Here is a 22,082-nt window from a genome sequence, read left to right on the forward strand (position 1 = left end):
TCTTCTCGGCGGCGGCCAGCAGACGTGCCGGCGTCCAGAAGGCGTATCGGCGATGTGCGCTCGGCATGTGCTCGGGGATCGTGGTGTGGCGGCGCTTCACCCCCGAGCGTGCATGGCTGGCGATGCGGGTGCCGCGATGGAACACCTCGATGGTGGCTTCGGTGGCCCGAACCTCGACAACCTGGCGGATCATGCGGGATGGCACCGAGTAGAAGTGTCCCTGAACCTCGACATGGTAATCCGGCGCCACACGGGCACGACGCCATTCGGCGTACTGATAGGCCTCGGCCGGCAGCGGCATCAGGGCCGGACGATCGATGGTGTCGAAGAACTCGCGGCGGCTGGCACCGAGCTTGCGCATCAGGCGGGCGTTGAGTTGGTCAACCAGGATGCGGATCGCAACATTCAACTCGGCGAGCGAGAAGAAGCGCCGGTTGCGCAGCCGCGCCAAAATCCATCGCTGGACGATAAGAACCGCCGCCTCCACCTTGGCCTTGTCGCGCGGCTTGCGGGGCCGCGCCGGCATAATGGTGGTGCCGTAATGGGCGGCAAGATCTTGGTAGGTCCGGTTGACGCCTGGCTCGTAGCGGCTCACCACCGTCACCCCGGCCTTCAGATTGTCGCAGACGAGCGCCTTCGGCACCCCGCCCAGGAAGGTGAGCGCATCCACATGGGCGCCGATCCAGTCGGGCAGTGCCTCGCTGAACCGGGCTTGGGCAAAGGTGTAATTCGACGCTCCCATGACCGCGACGAAGATCTTGGCGGCGCGCACCTCCCCGGTGAGCCCGTCGAACACCGGCATGGTATCGCCGGCGAAGTCCACGAACAGCTTTTCGCCGGCCGCGTGGGTCTGCCGCATGGTCGCCGTGATGCCGTGGCGCCATTCGACGTAGAGGTCGCAGAACCGGCTGTAGCCGTAGCCGTCGGGATGATGGCCGCGGTATTCCTCCCACAGCAGCGCCAGCGTTACGCTGCGGCGGCGCAACTCGGCATGGACATGCCCCCAATCCGGAAGCGGCTTCGATCGTGGCGGGTTGTAGCCGGCCGGCGCAAACAGCTTGCGCTCCAGGGCTGTGTCGTCGAGCTCCTCCGGGATAGCCAGGTGATGCCGATCACCGCGGCCCGGCGGACATACTCCGCGATCGCCGTGCGACCGATCCCGACCGATCGGGAGATCACCCGATCGCTCACCCCACAGGCATACTTCAGGCGTAGAACTTCTCGAATCTTCCGCATCGGCAATCTCTCGGCGGGCATCGGACCTCCCATTGCGTCAACCGCAAAAGGAGGGACCTTGCCCCGTTCAGATTGCCGACAACGCCCCCCGTCTCACCCTATCAACAGGGTGGCCGCCTTCGTTCGGATCGGGTGGCCGCTTTCGATCGGAATCGCTGGCCGCCTTCCGTCGGAATCGGTGGCCGCTTTGCCTCGGATTCCGCACGAAGCGCGTGTTATCTTCTACTATGGGATTCGGTCGCTGCCGCGCCCGTACTCATTGATCGGGGCTGAGCTTAACGATCACTTTGGCTTCGCCGTGTACGATCTGGTTGAAACCGCGAATGCTTACTTCCGCCAAAAGCTGCATGAGCTGCTGGAGCGGATCTGAGGGGCGAAATGCAAAATAGGTCGCATGCCGTGATGGCTCAGCGGGTTGAGGCCGCAGATAGTCTCGACAACTTCCCGACGCCACCATGGGCCACAAGAGCCCTCCTTGAGCATGTGATTGCCGATGCGGGTCCCTTTCGGAAGCTGAGTTGTTTGGAGCCGGCGTGCGGGGCGGGACACATGGCGAAGCCGCTCAAGGAGTACTTCGGGAAGGTGAAGGCGTCAGACGTCCACGCCTACGGCTATGGCTCTGTTGCCGACTTCCTAGCCGCTCCCTTTGAGGCGGGCTCTGTTGATTGGGTCATCACCAATCCTCCGTTCAGGCTTGCAGAGGATTTCATCAAGCGAGCGCTGATCGGGGCCCGACATGGTGTGGCCATCCTGGCGCGGACCGTCTTTATTGAAAGCGTAGGGCGTTACCGTGAGATTTTCGAGCAAACACCGCCGACCAAGTTCGCCCAATTTACTGAGCGCGTTCCGATGGTAAAGGGCAGGCTCGACCGAAAGGCTTCCACCGCCACAGGCTATGCCTGGCTTGTTTGGGAGAAAAGGGCCAAGCACCCTCCACGATTGGCGTGGGTGCCACCCTGTAGAAAAGCCCTTGAGCGGCCGGAAGACTACAAAAACTAGTCTCCGTCCATTTCGAGAGTGGTGCTTTCTCCAGTCTCGGTATCCGTGGCCTCGATCTCGACAGATCGGCCGTACCGCCGAACGCTGTCCACATCGTACTCCTTATAGCCCCGCTCGCTGTCGTGCACCTCGATCGTTCGACCGGATCGAATAAGTTGGCCTCGTTCGATTTCGATGCTCGAGCCGGTGGTCGCGTGGGTGCCGTCCCATGCGAATGCTTGAGTGCAAGTAATGGACGCGGTTACTACCTGACCGGAAAGGAAGAAGAACATAAAACAACTAAGTGCTTGATTTTACTGGCGCACCCCGACACGATTCGAACGTGTGACCTTTGCCTTCGCAGGCCGGCGGTCACCCGCGACGAACTCATATAGGTTGCCAAGGATTGAATGAGCCTGATGATAAGTGACTCAATGCTGTGCGCCTCCCCTGGTCGTCAGTTGTCTAATGCCGTAACCGTTTGAACTTGAAATAGTTTTCGTCGTTGCTTGCTGCCGATACCAACAAGAATACCAACAAGCGGACGCGTCGTTAGCTGGCAAAAATAAAAACAGTAGGCGTCCTGGCAGCAGGCACATCGCACAAAAGCGAGCCGAGAGCGATCTGCCATGGTCAATCAAGCGGGCACTCTCCCTATTGCCAAGCCTTAGCGAGGAGGTAGAATCCGCAATATTTCGCAGCACTCATGATGTCGGCGTGATGCGCTGAATTTTCTATGGGGGTCTCCCATGCTCGATCCTGCTACGACCGCCCTTTTGCCCGCGGTGCTGGACGAGGTCTGCAAAAACGTTTCGCGGACCGAGACCGATACCCGTACCCATGTGGCCTCGAAAATTCTGGAAGCCGTGACCAGGGGCGCCAGATCTGCGGACCAGCTCAAGTCGATCGGGCGCCAGACTCTGTCCGACGCGCCGACGATGTGGCGTTAGGCGGAAGAGGGCGGTCAGGTGAACTTCCAGGTCACCGTGCTGAAGATCCTGGTAAGCTATCCCGACGGCTTCGCTGTGATGGCGGACCTCAAGCGCGACATGGCGATCCTGGCGACCAGCGGCCGCGACTGGGCGGATCGGACCAAGTGACTGGCCGCGCGCGTGCCGGACTTGGACATCTTCTCGCAGGCGCTCATGGAGCGTCTGAACGGCGGGTGGCGCATTACCGAGGCCGGGCGGGCGTTGCTCGCACTCATGGAAGCTCTTCCGCGTGATCCCGAGCCGGCGGCCGAAGAGGCTTCGGCGGCGCCGCCACGTTCCTCGATGCCGCTAGGGCTTCCCGCCCAGATGAACGGGCGCCGGCGCGAACGTCGCCAGCGTCGACGCACCGCCCGTGAACGAGCCACGGCGAAGGCTTCGTGAGAAGCCTTGCGGGCTTCAGCCCAACACTAGAGGAACGAAGCACACCTTCTCGATCTCTTCGATGCAAGTTGTCAGTTCTTGGCCTTCGCTGCCATTGAAGCGGTGCCGCGACACGTCGGTTCAGACGGGCAGATGGGACGTTTGCAGCCGAGCGCTAGACCGACGCTTTTGACCCTGGCTGGGTGAAAACGCCATTGCGCTGCTATAATTCTCTCGATGATTCTCGGGAGAGAATTGATGAGGCCGCTTCATCGAAGAGGCGGATCGTGGGCAATCGACGCTGCTGCCCGAATGCCTCGATGATTTCATTGACGAAGGCAACCCGGTCGCGTGATCGACGTGTTTGTCGATGCGCTCGATTTGGCGGAAATGGGCTTCGATGGGGTGGACCCGGCGGCGACCGGACGGCTGTACCATCCTTCGGTGCTCCTGAAGCTTTACATCTACGGTTAAGCCGCCGTGACATCGCTCTTGGGATCGGCGGCAAACGATCCGGCAGCTAGGCGTTCCTCCGGTGTATTTGCGAACTGGGAACAACCGGCAATCGGGGGGCGTTCGTCTCCAGCTCCGGGCAGTGTCTCGGAGCGGACGCGTAGAACTTCCGGCCTCAGAATCATCCTCTGTGGCCGGCTTTTTGCTGCGTTGCAAGACTTGGCACCTTCGGCCGGTTCACCCTCTCGGGCCTCCTGCACGGTGGTGTGATGGGCATTGTGTGAAGTAGTTCACAAAGCGGCAGGCATCGCCAAGCATAGCGTGCGCGCTCCAACTGGAGGAAGCGCCATGAACCTTAACTGGACGACCTCTCGATTGTTCGCACTGACAGCCGTTGTTCTGGCGGCTGGTGTTACGATGGCTATCGGCACTCCTCGCGGAGTGTCTGAGCCGACTTTGGGACAGGATTGGCAATGCAGTCGAACCTTGCTGCTCGTGACGACGTGTTCTCACTCGAGCGTTCGGCCAGAATAAGCTTGCAGCTTCCGAACGGCCCAGATCGTGGGCCGAACATGACTGGCCCCGAATTTGCGGCGTATGCCGTCGTCGCACTCGCAGCTCGGATGGAGAACCCCGTCCCCGAGTTCGCGATGACCTGCCACCCGCGCCGGAATCTGGCGCTGCGCTATGCCGAAGGCTCCGCGGCAGCTCCCGTCGCTCCCATCGCCCAGCAGGGCAAATCCAGCGGCAAGGACGAACTCAGAACTGGATAAAACCTGGGGGCAGGGTCAGTGGGTGCAACACCGGCTGCTCGGCAAGGACGGGAAGAAATCCAAAGACGTCAGCGGCATTGCCTGCTCGGCCACCCAGGGCTTCGCGCGCGAGTGTCGCGTCATTGACGACAATCTCCAGGAAGCGCAATTCGTCACGGTGAAGGACGGAAAGATCGTCGCGGGCGATGCGGTCCGGCATATTCACGAAACCTCCAAGAAGAAACCGCTTGAACTCGATGGCGAAGGCGTCGCTTATGCTGACGGCTATTTCTACGTCATCGGCTCCCATGGCCCGCGGAACAAGGACAGGAAGCTTGATCCGCGCGTCGACGCGGCCAAGATCAAGGAAAGGATCGCCGCCAGCAGCCAGATCGTCCCCTTCCGGGGCGCAAACAGTCGGGGCGCTTCCACGGTCGAACGCACCGACAAGCTGCGGGAAGTCATTGCGCTCCTTCATTCGCTGGAACGTGCTCCACCAACTAAGTGTATATTAAAATCAGTGGTTGACCTTTTGCCTTCATGATCCTCTAAAATAGAGCCTTTGATGCTGCGTTTCAGGATTCGAACACATGCAGTCGCTGTGGCTTCGCGTGGAACAATTGGACGAGCAGAACGGTCGGGTTGCGCTGTTCGACGTTGCCTTCCCCCCGCAGGGGCATGAACCGATCATTGCGAACGATTTTCCACTCGGCAAGGTGCGCGAGCAGGGCTGGACGGATCGCGAGCAGCAGATGGCATTCGCCGTCGGAGCCCAAATCGGCCTATTTGAGGATTTCGGACACGAGCTTCGCTCTCTGCTGGATGCTTCTGTTCTTGCCCGATGGGAAGAGAAGCGGGTTGCCGAGACGCGAACCTATCTTGAGGTCGTCAGACCGTCCGATGCGCTCCGGCAAGGCGGCACCCAACTGTTAGCTGACCTGCCATGGGAGTATCTAGCAGAAAAAAAGCAAGGCGGCGCTATCTACCGCTATTTCGCCGACAGGCAGAAACCGATGCTGCGGGTTCTGACCGGCGGAGGTTCGGCACCCGGTCCGCTGCCCCGCCAACTTAATACCATCGTCATTACCGGTGAGGCGATCGACTGGAAAATCGGAGGTTTCCCTGGAGACGACGCGGGCGCGGTATTGCGAGAGTTTCAGCGCTCAGAAATATTCGCCCATGCGGAGTTGCTGCAGACCCCGTCGCTCCCGGCGCTGGGTGCAGTGTTCGATAGGCTCAATCCGGAAATTGTCCACTTCACCGGCCATGGAGAACTGTCTCCCACGACAGGGAGGCCGGCATTAAAAATTAATACGCCTGGAATCGGCCAGGCATGGTGGTGGGATACCGCCGGAATCTACCAGTTTTTTTTCGATAGGGTGCACAAACCGCGCCTGGTGGTACTGAACGCGTGTGACAGTGCGCAGCCGTCCGGCAGTCTTTATTCTCTTCTTGAAATGCTGATGACAAGCGGCATTCCGGCCGTGGTCGCTGCGCAGGCACCGATTCAACAAGCGGTGACGTCAGAGCTTTCGCAAATCTTCTATCAGGAGTTACTTGCCCGCAAGACAGTCGACGTAGCGTTAATGAAGGCGCGCGTTCAGATAGGCCAACGGAGCAACGGAGCGGGTTGGGAATCGCGCGATTGGGGTCTCCCTGTCTTATGCGTTTCGATTCCACCCGAAGAGCTATTTCCCGAGCCTACGCAACAACACGATCCGATCGCGGTCCTGCACCGTTGCGCCGTGCTCAAGCGCTTCATGCGAAGCGATCGTCTACCAGCACCGTTTGTCGGACTAGGTTGGGCGGACCAGCGATGGAAGGCCCTTGAATGGTTGCGGACCTCGAACTGCCTCGTCATTAAAGGACCGCATAACGGCGGAAAATCCTGGCTTGTGATGCGAACGTTGCGCGATGCGATCCAAATCGGCCACCGCGTAAAATATGTCGAGGTCTGTGGCGGCAGGACTATTTCTGTCAATTATCTCGACGTCCTGTCCGCGATCGTGGACGCCGATACTACGCAAGTTGGGTCGGAAGTGCACGCTGCGCTGGATGGCGACGCTTTCAAGGAATTTGTTGCCGAGCGCGACGCGAACAGTTCAGTCGAACGCATTATGGATGCCTTTGAACGAGGCCTACGACAAGTCACGAGGGAACAGGAGCTCACAATCGTCTTGGACGAATTCCAGCGGGAAGCGGCAGCAGTAGAGACTTTGCCGGCCAAGGAATTCACGACCATCTTGTTGCCGCTTTGGATGAAGATCGCGCAAGGCTCAATCAAAAATTTGCGCCTTATCATCGCGTTGCGGCAGGACCTGTTTGAACAATACGAGCTCGCTAGACTTCCTGGAGAGCCTATCGAACTTCAACTGTTTAATCAGAATGACGTGCCGATGTTGTTCCAGGAACTTTGCCGTTTCTACCGCAAGCCCGATCTCGACACGATCCGTCAAGTCGCGCTCATCCGCATCAAAAACGAGCCGTGGGACGCGTCCGAATTTCGGCTCTGGGGCCAGTTGGTCGAAAAGGAGGTGGTTCCATGAACCTCTACCAGCTGAATCTTGATAGCGAGCAGCGGCAACGCCTTGAGGAATTACTCAAGGATAATGCAGCGCTGCGAGATCAAATTCTGTCGCCACGAGAGAGTGGGGAGGACCGAGCGCTCCGCATTCTGAGTATCACGCGTGCGTTTGATTGCCCGATGTACGAGACCGTGTGCGGGCAGTCCGATAGCGGCTTGCCTGCATTCGACGATTTGATTAAGAGCCCGGACGTGCAACGCGTACCGAGGGCGGATGGAAAATTCTGGATCCGCGAAGCTGTCCAGAATTACGCACGCTCTTATTGGAGCGATCATCCCGAAGAATACGTGCGATGGGCAAGGGAGTTTGTGGCGTGGCTCGAGAAAAACAACGAGGATCCGGCCGAGCGGCTGGCCTTGCTATTGCGCTTCGACGTAACCAAGGCCTTGCGTCTCCTAAAGGCCGAGTTCGAAAAGGCAAATGATCGCGACGACCTCACCCTGTGCCATGCGCTGACGCAACAGGTTGAGGCAAATTTGACGAAAATCGAACCGTCTCTTCAACCCGAGTTTGCTGCGATCGTCGCACGATATCGTGGCCGAGCTTGGTTCCTGCGGGAATTCCACCGAACTGTTGGCTATTTTCCCCGCCGCGTTCTTGAGGCCGAATTCAAAAGACTGATCGAGAGTGACGGCTCCAAATGGATTCTTTATCTCTCGGCGCCGGGTGGTATGGGCAAGACTATGTTCGTGCAGCACATGATCGCACGTGACTTGCTTAAAAAGCATCCATTTCCTTTCGTTGCGCGCATCGACCTCGACGACGTTCAAGTGTCGGAGATCGCCAAAACGCCCTGGCTCGTCGCGATTGAAATCGCTGAGGAACTCGACGAGCAGCTCACCATGCGGATGTTTTCCGAAGGTGAAGGCTTTTTGTCGGACGTAAGATCATTCAGTCCGTTGCTCTATCGGCGCGAAACCAATCGCGGCCAAACCCTCACCGATGTTCAGCGCTACAACCTGAGAGCTCTCGCGTCCGAGCAGTTTTTTCGTTGGGACGGATTTATCAGCCGCTGCATGGAATTGCCACGGGATCGTCCGCTGGTGGTCTTCATCGATACGATCGAAGAGGCTTCACTGCACTGGCCCGCCGAATTCCGGAAGGTATTGGAGCGCTTCGAGGATCTTCGTGCCGCACTGCCGCAGTTGCGGCTGATCTTGTCAGGTCGTTACGCGCCATCCCTTGAAAATGACCCACGATATCCGGATAAAAAGGGCCATTTCTATCAGTACGACGACAGATTAAAGACGCAAACCAGTTTCGTTCGTCTTGAGCCGCTGGCTCCTTTCGAGGCCATCGCCTTCATTCGCAACCAGTTGCCGAACGTGGGCGGCAAGCTGATAGACATAATGGTTGCTGCCGCCGCGGGCAACCCGTTCAAACTGTTTATGCTTTGCGAGACCGTCAGCAAGAATCCGGGAATGACGGCAGAACAACTGAAAGAGTACGGGCCTGACGTCGACGTGGCCTATCTCATCAAACGTGTCATCGAGCGCATCCCGGTGGCGGATGAGCTCGGCCTGCGCTGGGTATTGAGGTACGGAGCCGTCCCCCGCCGGCTAACGCGGTCGTTTCTGCAAGACGTCCTTTACCCGTTACTGATCGACGCCCTGAGTGGAAAGATAGAGGAAGCGAAGGAGGACATACCATCGCCCAAGGAACGAGAGGCGTGGCTGAAGAACGCGGATACAATGCTCGATCCAGAGCATCTGTGGGAGCGTTTGTCACGATATGCGAGCGATCATAGCTGGATCTCGCTGCAGAGCAAGGATCCCAATACTGCGACACTACATCCGGATGTCGTCCAGCCGATGCGACGATTGCTCAAGCAGCAGCCGATCTTCAGCCGGATTCATCGCGAGGCAGTGAATCATTTCGTAAAGCTGAAGTCGGAGAATCCGGATCGATGGGTTGAACTAACACTCGCGGAGTTTTACCATCGGGTCCAGCTCGGTGAGGACGACGTTCACGCGGTGTTGGTGAAGGCCTTGGATGAGCGCCCATCGCCGGACGATGCCGCCGACCGCCTGGAGATCCTCCGAGAAATCATCAAACCCGATGGAGATTTTTCCGGCGCGCCACCGGCGGCACTCGCGCGCGCCCATTACGAGATCGCAGACGCGATCGCCGTTGATGCAAATTTCGACTATTTGCCGCGAGATGGGCGGCGCGAGGATATTCGCAGAAATCTGGAAAAAGCTTTTGAGCTGAACCGGGATTCCGACGTTGAGTTACCCGCATTTGCCTTTAAGTGGCGTGATTTTCTCGATCGTAATTTTCCAAGCGACTTGGGTATATTGGCAGACCTGTGGCTAGTGATAAAATCAGGCGAGAGCAGGGCCCGCTATTGTCTGCTGCTGGCGGAAATGTATGGGCAAGGCAAGCTCTCGACACTGGCGTTTACGATAGGGGCGGCGATCTTCGGACTCGCCGACGGACGCGTTCGGTCTACACGCATTCCAGAGTGGGCGATTACAGAACGAGTGGCCTATGCGTACAAAAAGCGAGGGTTGTATCGACGCGCCGAGGACTATCTGCGACGGAGCAGCCGGAAGGCGCTGCCCAACCGAAAACACTTTGAGCGCATCCACCTCAGCCTGGTCGGGTTGCTTGTTGAAAGCAGCCGGTTGCGAGACGCTGAAGAGGAGATGGCCCCGGCAATCATCGCGACCACCCGACCAAGTCAGGAGTTGCTGTTCCTCAGCATAGAGATCTCCTTGCTCCGCCGCGACGCATGGGCGGCGCTTGCGCAGATTGAGAGCATCGCGGACAGAACGCATTTCCGGTTTCATCAGCTGCGGGGGCGAGCCCTAGGACAGCTACTACGAATTGACGACGCGGCAGCTGCTTTTGCCGATGCGACGCAGGCGGTTTTGAAGAACGAAACCCAGGCATTACTGAATGAGGTCCGCGGCGATGACTTGGCGTTCCGGTTGTTCGAAGCGGGACTTGCGACGGAACCGGCCAGCCCGTCGTCATCGCCGATCGCAGCGGCAACCGAAGTGGAACTAATCCGGGCATTTCAGACCCGCGGCAACGCGGCAGCGTGCGAAAAAATCATTAACGAACAGCTTTCCGACCGGCATTCGGTGTCCACGCGGCTTCGGGCTACGATTGCAGGCGTCACTTGGGGAATGCTTCTGCCTGCGGTTCTGAACAACCGATTCATTGAATTGCTAGGCACAATCGATGCGGCAAGGCGGCTTCGGCTCATGGAGCCTCCGGTCCTTCTTGGACAAGTCAATCCATGGCGAATTGGCTGGTTCAAGCGATGGGAGCTGCGGAACAGGTTGGGATCAACGCTTGGCGAGCAAACCGAAATGATGGATTGGGTTCGCTACGGCCGAACTCTTATCGCAATGGGAGATCACAAGAGAGCCAGTGCGGCTTTTGCCAACATCAAAGTCGGGCCCGGCGCGGGGGCCGCCGAACTGGCTATCTACCGGCAACGCTGTCTCGGCGACCCTGAGGCGCCGGCTCAGCCGCTTGAGTTCTGGAACGGGCTTGCCTCTGAACCGGCGCTTTACGTGGCGGCAGTGGTGGAAAATGCGGAGCGCGCCCTACGTCGATCGGAACGGAACTTGGCGGAGCAATGTCTGACTGCCGCCGGCGAGGTGCTAAGCACGAATTCCCTCCATCCGGTTCTCGCGGAACGCCACCGCGCCGCGCAAACTGCATTCGAGGACGCGGCAAGGCCGCAATCGGCCGATCATGAAGGCTTCAAGGGCGTAATCGAAGGAAATGCGTCGACGCTGGCGGACTTCCGCTGTGTACTTCTCTCCGTTGATGCCGAGCGAATTTCGATTGAGGCAGCGGGACATGCCCGCCAACTTCTCTCGACCCATGAAAATGAATCGCTAAGCTATATCTCCCGATACACCCGAGAACGTACCCCGAGGCGCTTGGGTCGGCATTTCGTGGCTACGTGGCCCGGTCCATTTGAAGAGATGCAGGAGCCCTTTGCCGGGTTGCTGCAGCAAGCAAAAATTGACGATGTCTTGTTGCTTGCACTCGCCGGCGCACCGCTCGTTGCGGTACCGTGGGAACTGAGCATCCCGGGATCGCTCGTGCCGATCCGCATCGGCAACGGTCGCGCTGAAGGACCTTTGGCGGAAGAAATCCGGCACCCTGAGAAATCGCGCCGTCTGGCGCAACTTCTCTCTCATCTAGACCAGCGGTCTTGGTCGCAACCAACAATCGCCAAATATCCTATTCCTTACACACCCTCATCAGAGCTGATTTCGCAGATCAGTGTATTGGATGAGCGGCTGCTTGCCAGTCATTTGTTTGGCGGCGATGTTTCTGCCGCGGCAGACATTATCTATATCATGACCGATATTGAAGACTCACCATCGCTACCGGAACCCTGCCTTCCCGGGGGAATGACGGGTGAAATGCTGGGTCGTGATCTGCAGCTTAGGTGGAAATCCAGATCGCGACCGTTCGTCGTCTTGCACGCGCCAATAAGTCACGGGCTTTCGCGGGCGCTTGATCAGATATTTGCCAGGAACCAGCTGGCGCAAGCTCTTGTGAACGCGGGCAACGTTTCTGGCGTGCTGGCGACGAGCTTGACGTCGAGGGGGCCGGATCAACAGGATGGATTGCTCGAGTCGTTGCGAAACGCAAGAAATGAGCTGGACGTCATGCGTAGGCTTAGAAAATCAGAGTTGTTTCCGAAGAATATTTCCGGGCTCGAAGAGATGCTGGGGCTACCGGCAACCGCTCTTTTCTTGCGTACTGAGTGAGGCCGCCGGGATGAATGCCGCTCTAGGGAGCCTTCTGCAGCGCAAGGAAGCAGAGTTGCGATGGAAGCTCACCAGTCTTCCGGAGGAATTGAACGAATGGCGCCAGCGCGCAGCGATCGAACACTCCCTGCAAAAAAATCACAGTCAGATCAGCCTGCTTTCGCTTCGTATCGAAAGGCTCCATGCGGTGGTCAAGGCCGAGTTTAACCAAGCCGTCGGCCGCGGTGAACTGTGGCTTCGGGCGACCAGCCTTGAAAAGAAGACGTTGATCGTCCATAGCGTATGGGATCAATTTCGGAGCCGCTTGTCGCTTCGTTTGGTTTCTCCGTTTGATACTTACCTCGCCCTCGCCGATGCATATGCCCGGGAATGCTACGAGCCGGCCTATCGGCAGTTACGCAATATTGCTCCCGATCAGCTATGTCCCGCCCCCTTGGTTACGTTCGATCAGCAGGTTTCCCCATGGATGAAGCCTGACGGCGACACCCCGCAGCCTGACCAAGAGGTAACCGGGCTTTTAACCGCGACACAGTTCCAAGACGCGCTCGACCAGCTACCGCTTACGCTGGTTGGAGTGCCCTGGTCCTATCTTACCTATTTGCCACACATGGCACTGCTTGCGCATGAGCTTGGTCACGCCCTCGAACGCGGCGCCGGACTCACAGCTCGACTTGATCAGGCGATCGAACACGCCGCATGCGAGACGGAGCAGCGTCGGGCAGGCTGGAAGGCCTGGCGCAAGGAAGTGTTTGCAGACTGGTACGGCTGCGCGATGGGTGGGCCGGCCTTTGTCTGGTCCCTGGCCGAATATCTCGCAAGTGACCAAGGACAAATCCTCCGGCAAACGCGACCACATGAGAATGGCAGTTGGACGCCATACCCCACCGCAACAGTACGAGTCTTGTTCTGCTGTCATAGTCTGCGGGTCATGGGGTTTGAAACCGACGCGAGCAGCATTTCCGCGTGCTGGTCGCAGGCCTATCCAGAGAATCCTCTGGAAGAGTTCAGTCGGGACTTCGAAGCGGTCGTGAACAGCTTCTGCGAAGTGTTTGATCCAAGGCAGCCGCAATTTAAGGCCTTCCAACGCCCAATGCGGGACGTTGCCATCATCATGGCTAATGTCAACCGGCAAGGCGGTGGGCTGCCTGCTCACGAACCAAAGCCGGCCCGCACCTATGTCGCTGCAGCCCGCCTGCTCTTGCAAAAGCCGCCCCCGAATGCATCGCTGCCAAGCGTCTGGCAAAAACTTCGTGACCATCATCTCACGACACGACCTGGCGGTGTGGCAGGAGCTACGCCAGCGCTACCTGATATGGACGATGCGCAGGACTCTGCTGCAGTCGATCGTCTCGCAGCGATTTTGTTTGCAGACATTTGATACGGGCCGGTATCTTATTGGCCTTGCGGCGGCATGTCATTTACTCGGAGACGCACAGCCGGGTCGCCGAACAAGACATAGTTCCGGGCATCATTCCGCGCGACCCAGCGATTGGCGAGGACGCCCTCAGACACCTGCAATGGATCGAGATCCCGCGCGCGCTCCATGTCGGCTAGTTCCCCGGAGAGGACTGACCAGCGCAGGTTGAATTGATCCGTAGCTTGGCCGAGCCGTTCTCCTTTTAGGATTCGGACCATAACGTCGCGGAATTCCTGCACTAGCGGCACGCTGCGGCCGCCCCGAAACGAATAGGACCAAGCGCGGTCGACATGCGCCAATACCGCAAGGGCACCCGAAAGCAGCAGACGTTGTGGCAACAGGGCCGTAAAAGGCGTACTCGCAATCTTGATGGGGCGCCCTAAAACGTCCCGTCCGTAGTCGTCGAAGACAGGGCAACCGCCACTGTAGCAGGCGAAAAAGAAGTGGATCAAACCGCCGAGCGTGGTCTTTTCATCCACGTCGGCCGCCGAATACATCATATTCGCGCTGACCGGGCCTCCTTTCCAGTCCTGGCAGATGATCGCTCCCTGCCGTTCCAGCTGACCGGGAGCATCGCACGGTATCGCCAGCCCATGGGAGCCAGTGAAAAGCAGTGCCGGCGGGCCGCCCTGATCGCCGCGCAACAACGACTTCAGATTAGCCTTCGTCGCGTCTTCGCCAAGCAGCGGCTTCATCTCGAATCTCTGTCGAGTACCGAGCGGCTTGACGTACGCGTTGCCGTTCACCAACGGCTGTGCAACCAGGTCATGTAGCAAGCCAGTTGCACGATCGCCCAGGTTTTTTGGTGCGAAAATCGCGACCTCGCGGCGTTGTTGAACAGCCGGGGCTTGCTCATAATCGATGACGTGTTGAGAATACTTGCGGTAGCCTTCGGCATCCTCGAAGTGAAGACGACCTACACCCCAATATGTATCGAGCTGGTACTGGAATTCGAAGGGAATAACCGACGGAGGCCCAACAATCGTCAGGTAAAACGGCACCCCTAGATTGGGATCAACTACGGAAAAACCAACATTGTTCTTGGTAAGCCAAGAGCGCGCCGTATCACCTTGCCGGTATCCCTTGTCGCCCTCGAAAATCCGCAAGAGATGGGCAGTCCGGACCTGGCGCGAACGATGCTCGATCAATGGCTGCAGCGCAGCCCGCACCGCCGAATCTGTTTTCTCGGCGAAGATAATGCCCCAACCTGCCTCGGTAAGATTGTTGGCATCGATGTCCGATACGGCGAGCTTCTCGGATACTCCATCGGCCGCGCGTTGGATGACTTCCCTCGGCGGCGCTTCTATGCCTGACAGAACGCGTCGATCGAGCGGCGCCAGTGACTGTCCGCTTTCCCAGATGCCTATGGGCAGGGGCAATTCGTCGCTTCTGTCGGTTTCGCTCTCATCATCCATGGTTATGCCATCAAGGTTATTTTCCCGCGCCCGTTCGTACCGCTTCCCATATGGCGTGCGCTACTTCAGGCCCATCAATCGCCGAGTGTCCTCCGACATATTCGGTTGATTCCAAATTATAGATGCCGCCGGACCGGAACGCGTATGGTTCTGAGGCGGGGAGCATCACGATATCCTCGGCTTCTCGCACGCCTTGCATTCCCCAAGTCCCGATTCCACCAAATATCGGGAGCCGCTGCCCATCGAAAGCCACTTGCAGGGCAATCCCGACCGCCAGTGGATACAGCGTTCCGACAGCTCCATCGTGCTTAGAGCGCGTTATGACGATCGGCCCGCGCACGGCCGGGCCGCGTAGCATGGAGTTGAAATATCCCGGTTTAGCGACCACGTCGATGAAGTCCGCGAAAGCCCATAGCGACACGGCGCCTTGGATCAAGACCACGGATTCCACAGGACGCGCCAACCTTGCGGTCCCTCCGGGACCGCCTAGAATGGATGAAACGACGATGCAGCCAAAGCTGTGTCCAATAAGATGAATGCGAGCGGCCGGACATTCTCCCTGGAGCGCCCTGCAGAAGGCATGCATTGCGTTCTCTCCAAGTCTCCTAGCCCTCTTTTTCATGGTCCAGAATGACAATTGGCGCAGCGGCGAGAGCAAGCCTGAAAGCACTGCTGACTCGGCGAAGTCGTCGCCTAGTTCTTCGGATACCTCAAAGGCGGCAACCGGGTCGAAATCCACGCCATCGCTGTCAGGAGGAGCGTCAAGCCCTCCGCTCTCGTAGCCGATCAGCTGGCTCAGTTCCCGATAGGCACGTGCCACATGCTCGGGCATTTGCACGGCACCGGCGTTTTCCTGGTGTTCGCGAAATATGGTACCCAGCAATTGACGAATGTCGTGCGAGCCGTTGTCGAAGAATTCGATGTATTTTTCCAGGATTTCTTCTTGCGACGGATGCTCCGCCGAGAACGACGTCGTGCCGAACGTTTCCTCGCCGAATGGAAGACTTGGCCAATGCAATCCGATCCATAGCGGCCGGAAATCCGTACCCATGGCGCGCAGGTCGTCTTGCCGCGCCAGCATGGCGCCGAACCAGCGGTCGTATTGCGCCTTTGCCCCCGGAAGATCGCCCTTCCAGCCATGACTGGACAGGAAAATATCCGTGGGCCGATGGTCGCGTATTTCGGATAAGATGCGCGCACTCAAGAAAGTATGCGTGCCCGCAGTTGGGTCTTTGAGCTCGTCACCATCTTTATCGAAGCTGACGAGCCAGTAGGATGAAACTGATCCAGGAATGTCACAGAGCGGCATGGAGTTCTGTTCCCGACACTACATATCGATGGTTGGTGAAATACGAAATAAGAACCGGACAAAATCTAGGTGAGGCATCTGCACCCACGTGACTAATCATAAGCACATCCATAACGTGTGTCGCGACATTTTATGCGACCAAGGTTCGGGATTTAAGCCTCTGATCGCGGGTAGCTCCCCTGCATCGCGTGTCTTTGTAAGAGAAAATGGATATCAGGGACAGTTGTTCGCAAACGACCTTCCCCGCGAAGACGCGCCTGCGCCGAACGAAGAGTTCGAGGCGCTGACGGTCATTCAAGTCGGGATCAATCATAGATGAAGCGGGAGACCGATGCCAAACAGTGACGGACGTTCCCCTTAGGAAGAACGCCTCTCAACAGATCCTAAGCGCAAATTCCATCTCACCAGTGCCGATGGTGCGTGCGGCCGCCTGAAAGCTCCTCGTCGGCCGTCGACCTGTTAACCGTGTCAACTCAGATCTGGGATCTGCCGCTGGTGGCATTTCGGGGCGCGTTTGTGCCGCGTGCGCCAAGGATCGTAGCAAGCGGCGAGAAAGAAGATCCGGCGTCCGCCGCGTAGGTTCCACAAGGGGCACCGGATCACATGGACAAGGGGCGGACGTGTCAGTTCGAAACCGCCTGCTGCGTGCTAATCGGCAGGAATGCACGGGCGGTCGAAAGAATTCGTCTCGGCAAAAACCAGCTCGTTGCTGATGACGACGGAACGACCGGAGCTCCGATGCCCAGTTGAACTATGTCCGTCCTAATGTAGCGGTCGCGACTCGCGAGCGAGGAGCGCGGAACTGCGCTGATCGACATGCATGCCCTCGCGCGGGTCCTGAAGGTGCTTGAGGGCATGGCCACGCCTGTACGGGTGTCCATCGGGCCGCGCCTTCAACGGCCGAGACGGGCTCCCCACCTTGTGTCCCCACCAGTGGTGCAGCCAATTTAACTCTTGTGTTTCAGCTTAAGTCCGCCTGATGGACTATCTCAAATTCCTCCGTGGCGACGGGCACTATGCGCGGCCGGAGGCGATGATTTGGTGCGAGAACAATGGGATCGACTACATCTTCGGTCTGTCCGGTACCAAGCCGCTCGCCAGAAAAGTCGACGAGGTCGCCGACGACATCCGTACCCGACGCGCCATCGAGAACCTGCCTGTTCTGCGCGGCTATACCGAGACGCGCCACAAGGCAAAGTCCTGGGATCGCGAACGGCGCACCGTCGCCCGTCTTGAGGCGACGATGCTCGGTCTCGACATCCGCTTCGTCGTCACCCGCCTCGATGCCGGCTCAGCCGAGTGGATCTACGACAGCCTGTATTGCGCGCGCGGCCAGGCCGAGAATCTGATCAAGCTGCATAAGACGCAGCTTGCCTCTGATCGCACCAGTTGCCGTTCGGCGCTCGCCAACAAGGTCCGTCTCGTCCTCCATACCGCCGCTTATTGGCTGATGCTGACCGTGCGCGACGCCATTCCCAAAGTCCGGGAATTGGCCACCGCCGAGTTCGCGACGCTGCGTCTTCGTCTCCTGAAAATCGCCGCCCGGGTCGTCGAAACCGCAAGCCGCATTCGGCTCGCGTTCGCCGCGGCATGCCCGGAAGCCGACCTGATCCGCTGCTTGTCCAGCGCGCTGCTGCCGCTCGGTCCCTGACCGGCGGGGCCTCCGCCCCCATTCGCCCAACCCATCCCTCAAGCGCGTTGCAAAGTACGGGTCGTCAGGCGGTGAAAAGCCGAAGGCAATCCTGTGCGCCTCGTCAACGGAGGTGTTGCAACCGCATCAATCGCACCAAACAACCGCACTCTCACGAATAGGACGGGTTAATGTCCTCGCTGACGCTCGCCACTTTTTCTTCTTACGCCATCTGCCTGACGCGTCAGGAAAAGGAATTGGCAAGCCATTGCGCACAACCAACAGATCACGCTTGGTGTGCAGATACACATCGAACATTCTACAGGCCCCCAGCCGCCGTCAGAGTATGGCGGGGAGCAGAAATGGCAACTGCTCCGCCCGGCCACGATGGACAGGCAAGCCGCTACAGATTGCTGTGGTTGGCATGGCGGGCACAACGGAGGCGACGACGCGGCCAAGGTCTCACCGTAAGGACCTGCGATATCGGAGTTCCGCCCAGAAGCGGACATTCGGGCTGGCCTTTAGCAAGTCCGCTTTGTGCACAACACAAGGCGACATGCCAATGGGCAGGGAATGCTGCGATAAAGGGCAGTGGTGGCATGGTAGACACGATCGAACCCGCAGGGCATTACCAGCGGCATTTGGCGGCCAAGCAGGCTCACCGTCGATCAGGCGAAGGGGCGACCCCGTTGGCTTCGCTGGTAGCGGATGCCAAAAACTCATTTAGCAGGAGTCGCTTGATCCTGATCGGTTCACGCTCGCCTTGCGAAGCGAGCAAGAGAACGCGCTCGGCAACTTCCAGAGCAGATCGCTGCTGCTGACGTGTGAATGACGGACTGGAAAGAACGTCGTCTAGAACGTCGCGGAGCAAATGTACTGTTGCTGTGTCGTATCCCATGCGCCAAAAACCCCCTCTGTCGAAACAATATGCGCCGTAGCGGTGGCGCAAGGGAAAGAAGTGAAGCGTCGCCGGGCTCGAAATAAGCGTCCCGGCAGCGCTTATTCTCTAACTGAGCGCTGAAATCCCAGTTGCCCTGAATTATGCAATGGTCATGCCACAAGTTTGTGACGCCCGTTCGCGCGGGGCTCCCTCGCTATAGTCGAACGGTGACCGGGCTCGATTTACGTTGGAGGGCATTTGGTTCCTGTAAGTCCTTAACAGAAATAAAGGAATCGCCACTAACCCATCTGGGCCGAGTGTTGCGGCTTGGCTACATCAACCTGCAGGCGAATCCCTAGGTGGGCATCGTGCCTTTTTTGAACTTCTTCTGGGGAGATTTCTCGTAATGAAAAAGCTTCTGATTGTCGCAGCCGGGATGATGGCTGTAGCTCTATCCGGCCCTGCGTCGGCGGCTGATTTGGCGGCTCGCCCATACACTAAGGCGCCGCCGCCGGTGGTCGCTCCCATCTATGACTGGACCGGTTTCTACATCGGCGCCAACGGCGGCTGGGGCCAAACCCACAGCTGTGTGGATTTCGTTACGCTCGCAGGGACAGTTGCGGGTGGTTGCGCTGATCGCTCCGGAGGTCTTGTTGGCGGACAGATCGGGTATCGCTGGCAAACCAATCAGTTTGTGTTGGGACTGGAAGCACAGGGCGATTGGGCTGACATCAAGAATACGCGCGTCAGCCTGATCGATCCGCTGATTTCGACCACAGGGAAAACCGATGGCATTGGCCTCTTCACGGCCCAACTCGGTTGGGCATGGAACGCATCGCTGCTCTACGTGAAGGGCGGCGCGGCCGTCACTCACAATCGCTTTGACGTGTTCAACAACATCACCGGGGTCGGCCTGGCCTCGGCAAGTCACACGCGCTGGGGCGGCGCCCTTGGCGTGGGCTGGGAATATGGTTTCGCACCGAACTGGTCGGTCGGTGTTGAATATGACCATCTCTGGATGGGGCGTGACAACTCCTCCTTCGCAGGCGTAGTCACGCCCGGTGGAGTCACCCTATTAGGCAACGGCGTCAAGCAGGACGTGGACATGGTCACCGTGCGCTTTAACTATCGCTTCGGCGGCCTGGGAACAGCTCCTATCGCCGCGAGATACTGACTTCGGCTAGAGCTTTTGTCAGCACAATGGGCCGGGCATTTTGCCCGGCTTTTTGTTTAACGCCCATGTCTGAGAAAGTTTCAAGGCGCTGCATCACATCCAGACTGAACCGCCGAGAGGTTGCGGAATGCCTCAATTGCATTCGAGACTGGCGATATCGCCGATATGTGTGGTGCGATTGACGATGCCCGTCTGCACAACATTTCGGAGCTCGCGCGACGTTCTGGGAATCACACGAACAAGCCTTTACCGCGCGTTCGCAGGCGGCAAGGCACATCCGAATTGCACCGTCTTGAGCGTTTTGCACGCGATGGGTTTTCGGTTGCACGTTGACCCTGCGCGTGCTCGCTCAGGCGAGGACGACGCATGACAAAGGCTCAAGCGTCGGCCCCACTTCCGCATCGGGTCAACGAACGAAATCGGAAGTCGCGGCCTTGCGGCGGGATGTCTGCTTTGCCCCGCCGGTGAGCGGACATAGTGGTCGTGAGTCGAGGTGATAACACGCTACGCGGACCGTCGCGGCCACCCTCCGCACAGTCGGGTCGTCCGGTCCCTCTGGACATGTCAACCTCCGCAGGGACCGCGCGACCGCGGCGGCGCGACCATGATGGCGATCATCGCGATGCACCCGAAGAACGATACGCTCGACGAGCGGCTCAGGCTGTATGTCGAGGAGTGCTTCCAAGCTGCTTGAAGAAGAGATCAAGCTTCACAGGTTCGCCGGTATCTCGCCAGACCAGTCTTTTACCGAGGTTGGCCGCCACTGCGAGGCGGTGGTGGCCGCCGATTAGAACATGGTCATCTGATGTTTGGGCGATGATCTCGCCAGCTTCGTCCTCGATGAACTTCATGGGGGTCGCCTCCAATCGAGCGCGCCGATCAGCGCCGCCGCGATGCAGCGTAATCTATCTAACCTCGTGCGGGCTCCGGGCGTTCCAACCCATAAAGATCACGGTTTCCGGACTACGTGCGCCACTTCGCGCACCGCTTTTCTGTGCCAACTCGCACAAATTAAACGGAGATACGCGAAGTGAAATGTATTTGGAGCGGGCCGTTTACCAGCGCGCGGCTTGGAGGAAAGATCGACGCGAGGGTCGTTCCCAGCTGCCGCGCGGTAGTGGCCGGCTTTGCTCACTGCGCCGTCATTCGGTCGTAAGCGTCGCTTGAGCGCACCTTGGCCTGGCGCGGCGGTAGGTGGGGTTCACGATCTTTTAGGGGATCTAGTTCATCTCGAAAGGGCGACCTCCTGGTCAGGACGAGACCGGCCGCATCACGCGCGACATCTACCTTGTGCCGCTCTCCGACGTCGAGTTCACGACCGGGACGTAGCAATCGGCTACATCCTGGCGATCACTCACACGAACGAAGCGAGTGAGTGAAGACCCGGGATCATCCATGAGGGCCAACGGCAGCATGGATTTTTAGCCGCGCCGCGACAAGGCCTAGCCCTAATGCCGGTGCGTGCCTAGCGCTGATGGACAAGCCGCAAGGAGGCTTTCGACATCCTACGCCATCGATCCCGTGCTAAAAGCGGCGAGCGCTTCGCGCTGATCTTCGAAATCGTGGTGATCTGGTTGGTTCGAACGATGGGTAGCGTAATCGAAGTTTTCGGGTTCTCCGGAGGAGTTGCAGCGACTAATGCCCACACGAACGGTACTGCGCAAGATCCTGTGCGGTCCGAGCGCGGACGAAAAGATTATTAGCTGGTGCAAGCGGGGAGGTGCCGCGGAGGTGATCCGGCTCGACGACGTCCGGAAGCAGATGGGGCCTGCCGGGTGTGACGAAACCCCCAGCGGCCCCGTGCCACCCCAATGCCCCTGCCAAACAGAAGGCGTGACCGGCATTGGGCGATTTAATTCCGCAACCGGAACACGCCGTCACTTCGGAGTTATGCGGGCTTGGTCGCAATGACGATCGTTAACAAAATTGGCAGATCGGTGGCGGAGTGCCATTTCTTCTACTGCAGACTCTTGCCCCGGCAGAAATCCTGGCCTATTTCAGCTGTAGCCGCATTGGCACTCGCGGGTATCGACTGCCAATACCCTGAAAACGTCAATCCAAGCAAAAGCTTAGGAGAACTGCATGAATTTCCGTCCGCTTCACGACCGCGTCGTGGTCAAGCGCATCGACGCAGAAGAGAAGACCGCTGGCGGCAT

At 58.6% G+C, this 22,082-nt stretch carries 13 protein-coding genes and 5 pseudogenes; 13 read left to right on the forward strand and 5 right to left on the reverse strand.

From position 1 onward, the window contains the following. Positions 1 to 1,198 (reverse strand): IS21 family transposase (gene istA / locus ABIB66_RS42390; RefSeq protein ID WP_354212175.1); only part of this gene is annotated, 1,198 nt, incomplete at its 3' end. Here istA and ABIB66_RS42395 point away from each other — a divergent pair. Together ABIB66_RS42395 and ABIB66_RS42400 are read left to right on the forward strand one after the other, a co-directional pair. After that, entirely contained in the window at positions 1,103 to 1,606 is a 504-nt protein-coding gene (locus ABIB66_RS42395) for a hypothetical protein (RefSeq protein WP_354259884.1), read from the forward strand. The two genes, istA and ABIB66_RS42395, sit on opposite strands and share 96 nt — an antisense overlap. Before the next feature lie 179 nt (positions 1,607 to 1,785). After that, positions 1,786 to 2,235: an SAM-dependent methyltransferase gene (locus tag ABIB66_RS42400; RefSeq protein WP_275173740.1), complete on the forward strand. Its 450-nt coding sequence runs from the start codon at positions 1,786 to 1,788 to the stop codon at positions 2,233 to 2,235. On the opposite strand, the gene ABIB66_RS42405 is transcribed toward ABIB66_RS42400, so the two are convergent. Next, the gene (locus ABIB66_RS42405) at positions 2,232 to 2,507 is read right to left on the reverse strand and encodes a DUF5334 family protein (RefSeq protein ID WP_275173739.1); all 276 of its coding nucleotides are present in this window, start codon (positions 2,505 to 2,507) and stop codon (positions 2,232 to 2,234) included. The genes ABIB66_RS42400 and ABIB66_RS42405 overlap by 4 nt on opposite strands. A 456-nt stretch (positions 2,508 to 2,963) precedes the next feature. On the opposite strand from ABIB66_RS42405, the gene ABIB66_RS42410 reads away from it, so the two are divergent. The 8 genes and pseudogenes from ABIB66_RS42410 (at position 2,964) to ABIB66_RS42445 (ending at position 13,479) form a co-directional block, all read left to right on the forward strand. After that, positions 2,964 to 3,164, forward strand: coding sequence for a hypothetical protein (locus ABIB66_RS42410; RefSeq protein WP_275173738.1), 201 nt, complete (start codon positions 2,964 to 2,966; stop codon positions 3,162 to 3,164). 18 nt (positions 3,165 to 3,182) lie between these two features. After that, positions 3,183 to 3,587: pseudogene (locus tag ABIB66_RS42415) on the forward strand (hypothetical protein). 250 nt (positions 3,588 to 3,837) lie between these two features. After that, positions 3,838 to 4,037: pseudogene (locus ABIB66_RS42420) on the forward strand (IS5/IS1182 family transposase); the annotation flags it as partial. Between the two features lie 591 nt (positions 4,038 to 4,628). Continuing rightward, positions 4,629 to 4,792, forward strand: a pseudogene (locus ABIB66_RS42425) (IS3 family transposase); the annotation flags it as partial. Positions 4,793 to 4,814: 22 nt separating this feature from the next. Next, on the forward strand, positions 4,815 to 5,315 hold the full coding sequence (locus ABIB66_RS42430; protein WP_354259888.1) for a DUF3616 domain-containing protein: 501 nt from the start codon (positions 4,815 to 4,817) through the stop codon (positions 5,313 to 5,315). Between the two features lie 46 nt (positions 5,316 to 5,361). Further along, positions 5,362 to 7,317 (forward strand): CHAT domain-containing protein, encoded by a 1,956-nt coding sequence (locus ABIB66_RS42435; RefSeq protein WP_275173735.1) that lies wholly within the window; start codon positions 5,362 to 5,364, stop codon positions 7,315 to 7,317. Continuing rightward, complete coding sequence (locus ABIB66_RS42440) at positions 7,314 to 12,101, forward strand: hypothetical protein (RefSeq protein ID WP_275173734.1); 4,788 nt, start codon at positions 7,314 to 7,316, stop codon at positions 12,099 to 12,101. Before ABIB66_RS42435 ends, ABIB66_RS42440 begins: the two co-directional genes overlap by 4 nt. A 10-nt stretch (positions 12,102 to 12,111) precedes the next feature. Next, the gene (locus ABIB66_RS42445; RefSeq protein WP_354212004.1) at positions 12,112 to 13,479 is read left to right on the forward strand and encodes a hypothetical protein; all 1,368 of its coding nucleotides are present in this window, start codon (positions 12,112 to 12,114) and stop codon (positions 13,477 to 13,479) included. Positions 13,480 to 13,493: 14 nt separating this feature from the next. Here ABIB66_RS42445 and ABIB66_RS42450 read toward each other — a convergent pair whose 3' ends face one another. Both ABIB66_RS42450 and ABIB66_RS42455 read right to left on the reverse strand, forming a co-directional pair. Further along, positions 13,494 to 14,933: a C25 family cysteine peptidase gene (locus tag ABIB66_RS42450; RefSeq protein ID WP_354212006.1), complete on the reverse strand. Its 1,440-nt coding sequence runs from the start codon at positions 14,931 to 14,933 to the stop codon at positions 13,494 to 13,496. Between the two features lie 16 nt (positions 14,934 to 14,949). Continuing rightward, a complete protein-coding gene (locus ABIB66_RS42455) occupies positions 14,950 to 16,242 on the reverse strand; it encodes a lipase family protein (RefSeq protein WP_354212008.1) in 1,293 nt (430 codons plus the stop codon). Between the two features lie 997 nt (positions 16,243 to 17,239). Here ABIB66_RS42455 and ABIB66_RS42460 point away from each other — a divergent pair. After that, positions 17,240 to 17,893 (forward strand): annotated as a pseudogene (locus ABIB66_RS42460) (IS1380 family transposase); the annotation flags it as partial. A gap of 1,265 nt (positions 17,894 to 19,158) precedes the next feature. Then, positions 19,159 to 19,926, forward strand: coding sequence for an outer membrane protein (locus ABIB66_RS42465; protein WP_354259892.1), 768 nt, complete (start codon positions 19,159 to 19,161; stop codon positions 19,924 to 19,926). A 656-nt stretch (positions 19,927 to 20,582) separates the two neighbouring features. Here the strand turns inward: ABIB66_RS42465 and ABIB66_RS42470 are convergent. After that, a complete protein-coding gene (locus ABIB66_RS42470; protein WP_354212143.1) occupies positions 20,583 to 20,777 on the reverse strand; it encodes a hypothetical protein in 195 nt (64 codons plus the stop codon). Positions 20,778 to 22,008: 1,231 nt separating this feature from the next. Here ABIB66_RS42470 and ABIB66_RS42475 point away from each other — a divergent pair. Further along, positions 22,009 to 22,082, forward strand: a pseudogene (locus ABIB66_RS42475) (co-chaperone GroES); the annotation flags it as partial.

The organism is Bradyrhizobium sp. F1.13.3, assembly GCF_040548265.1.
Lineage (GTDB): Bacteria > Pseudomonadota > Alphaproteobacteria > Rhizobiales > Xanthobacteraceae > Bradyrhizobium.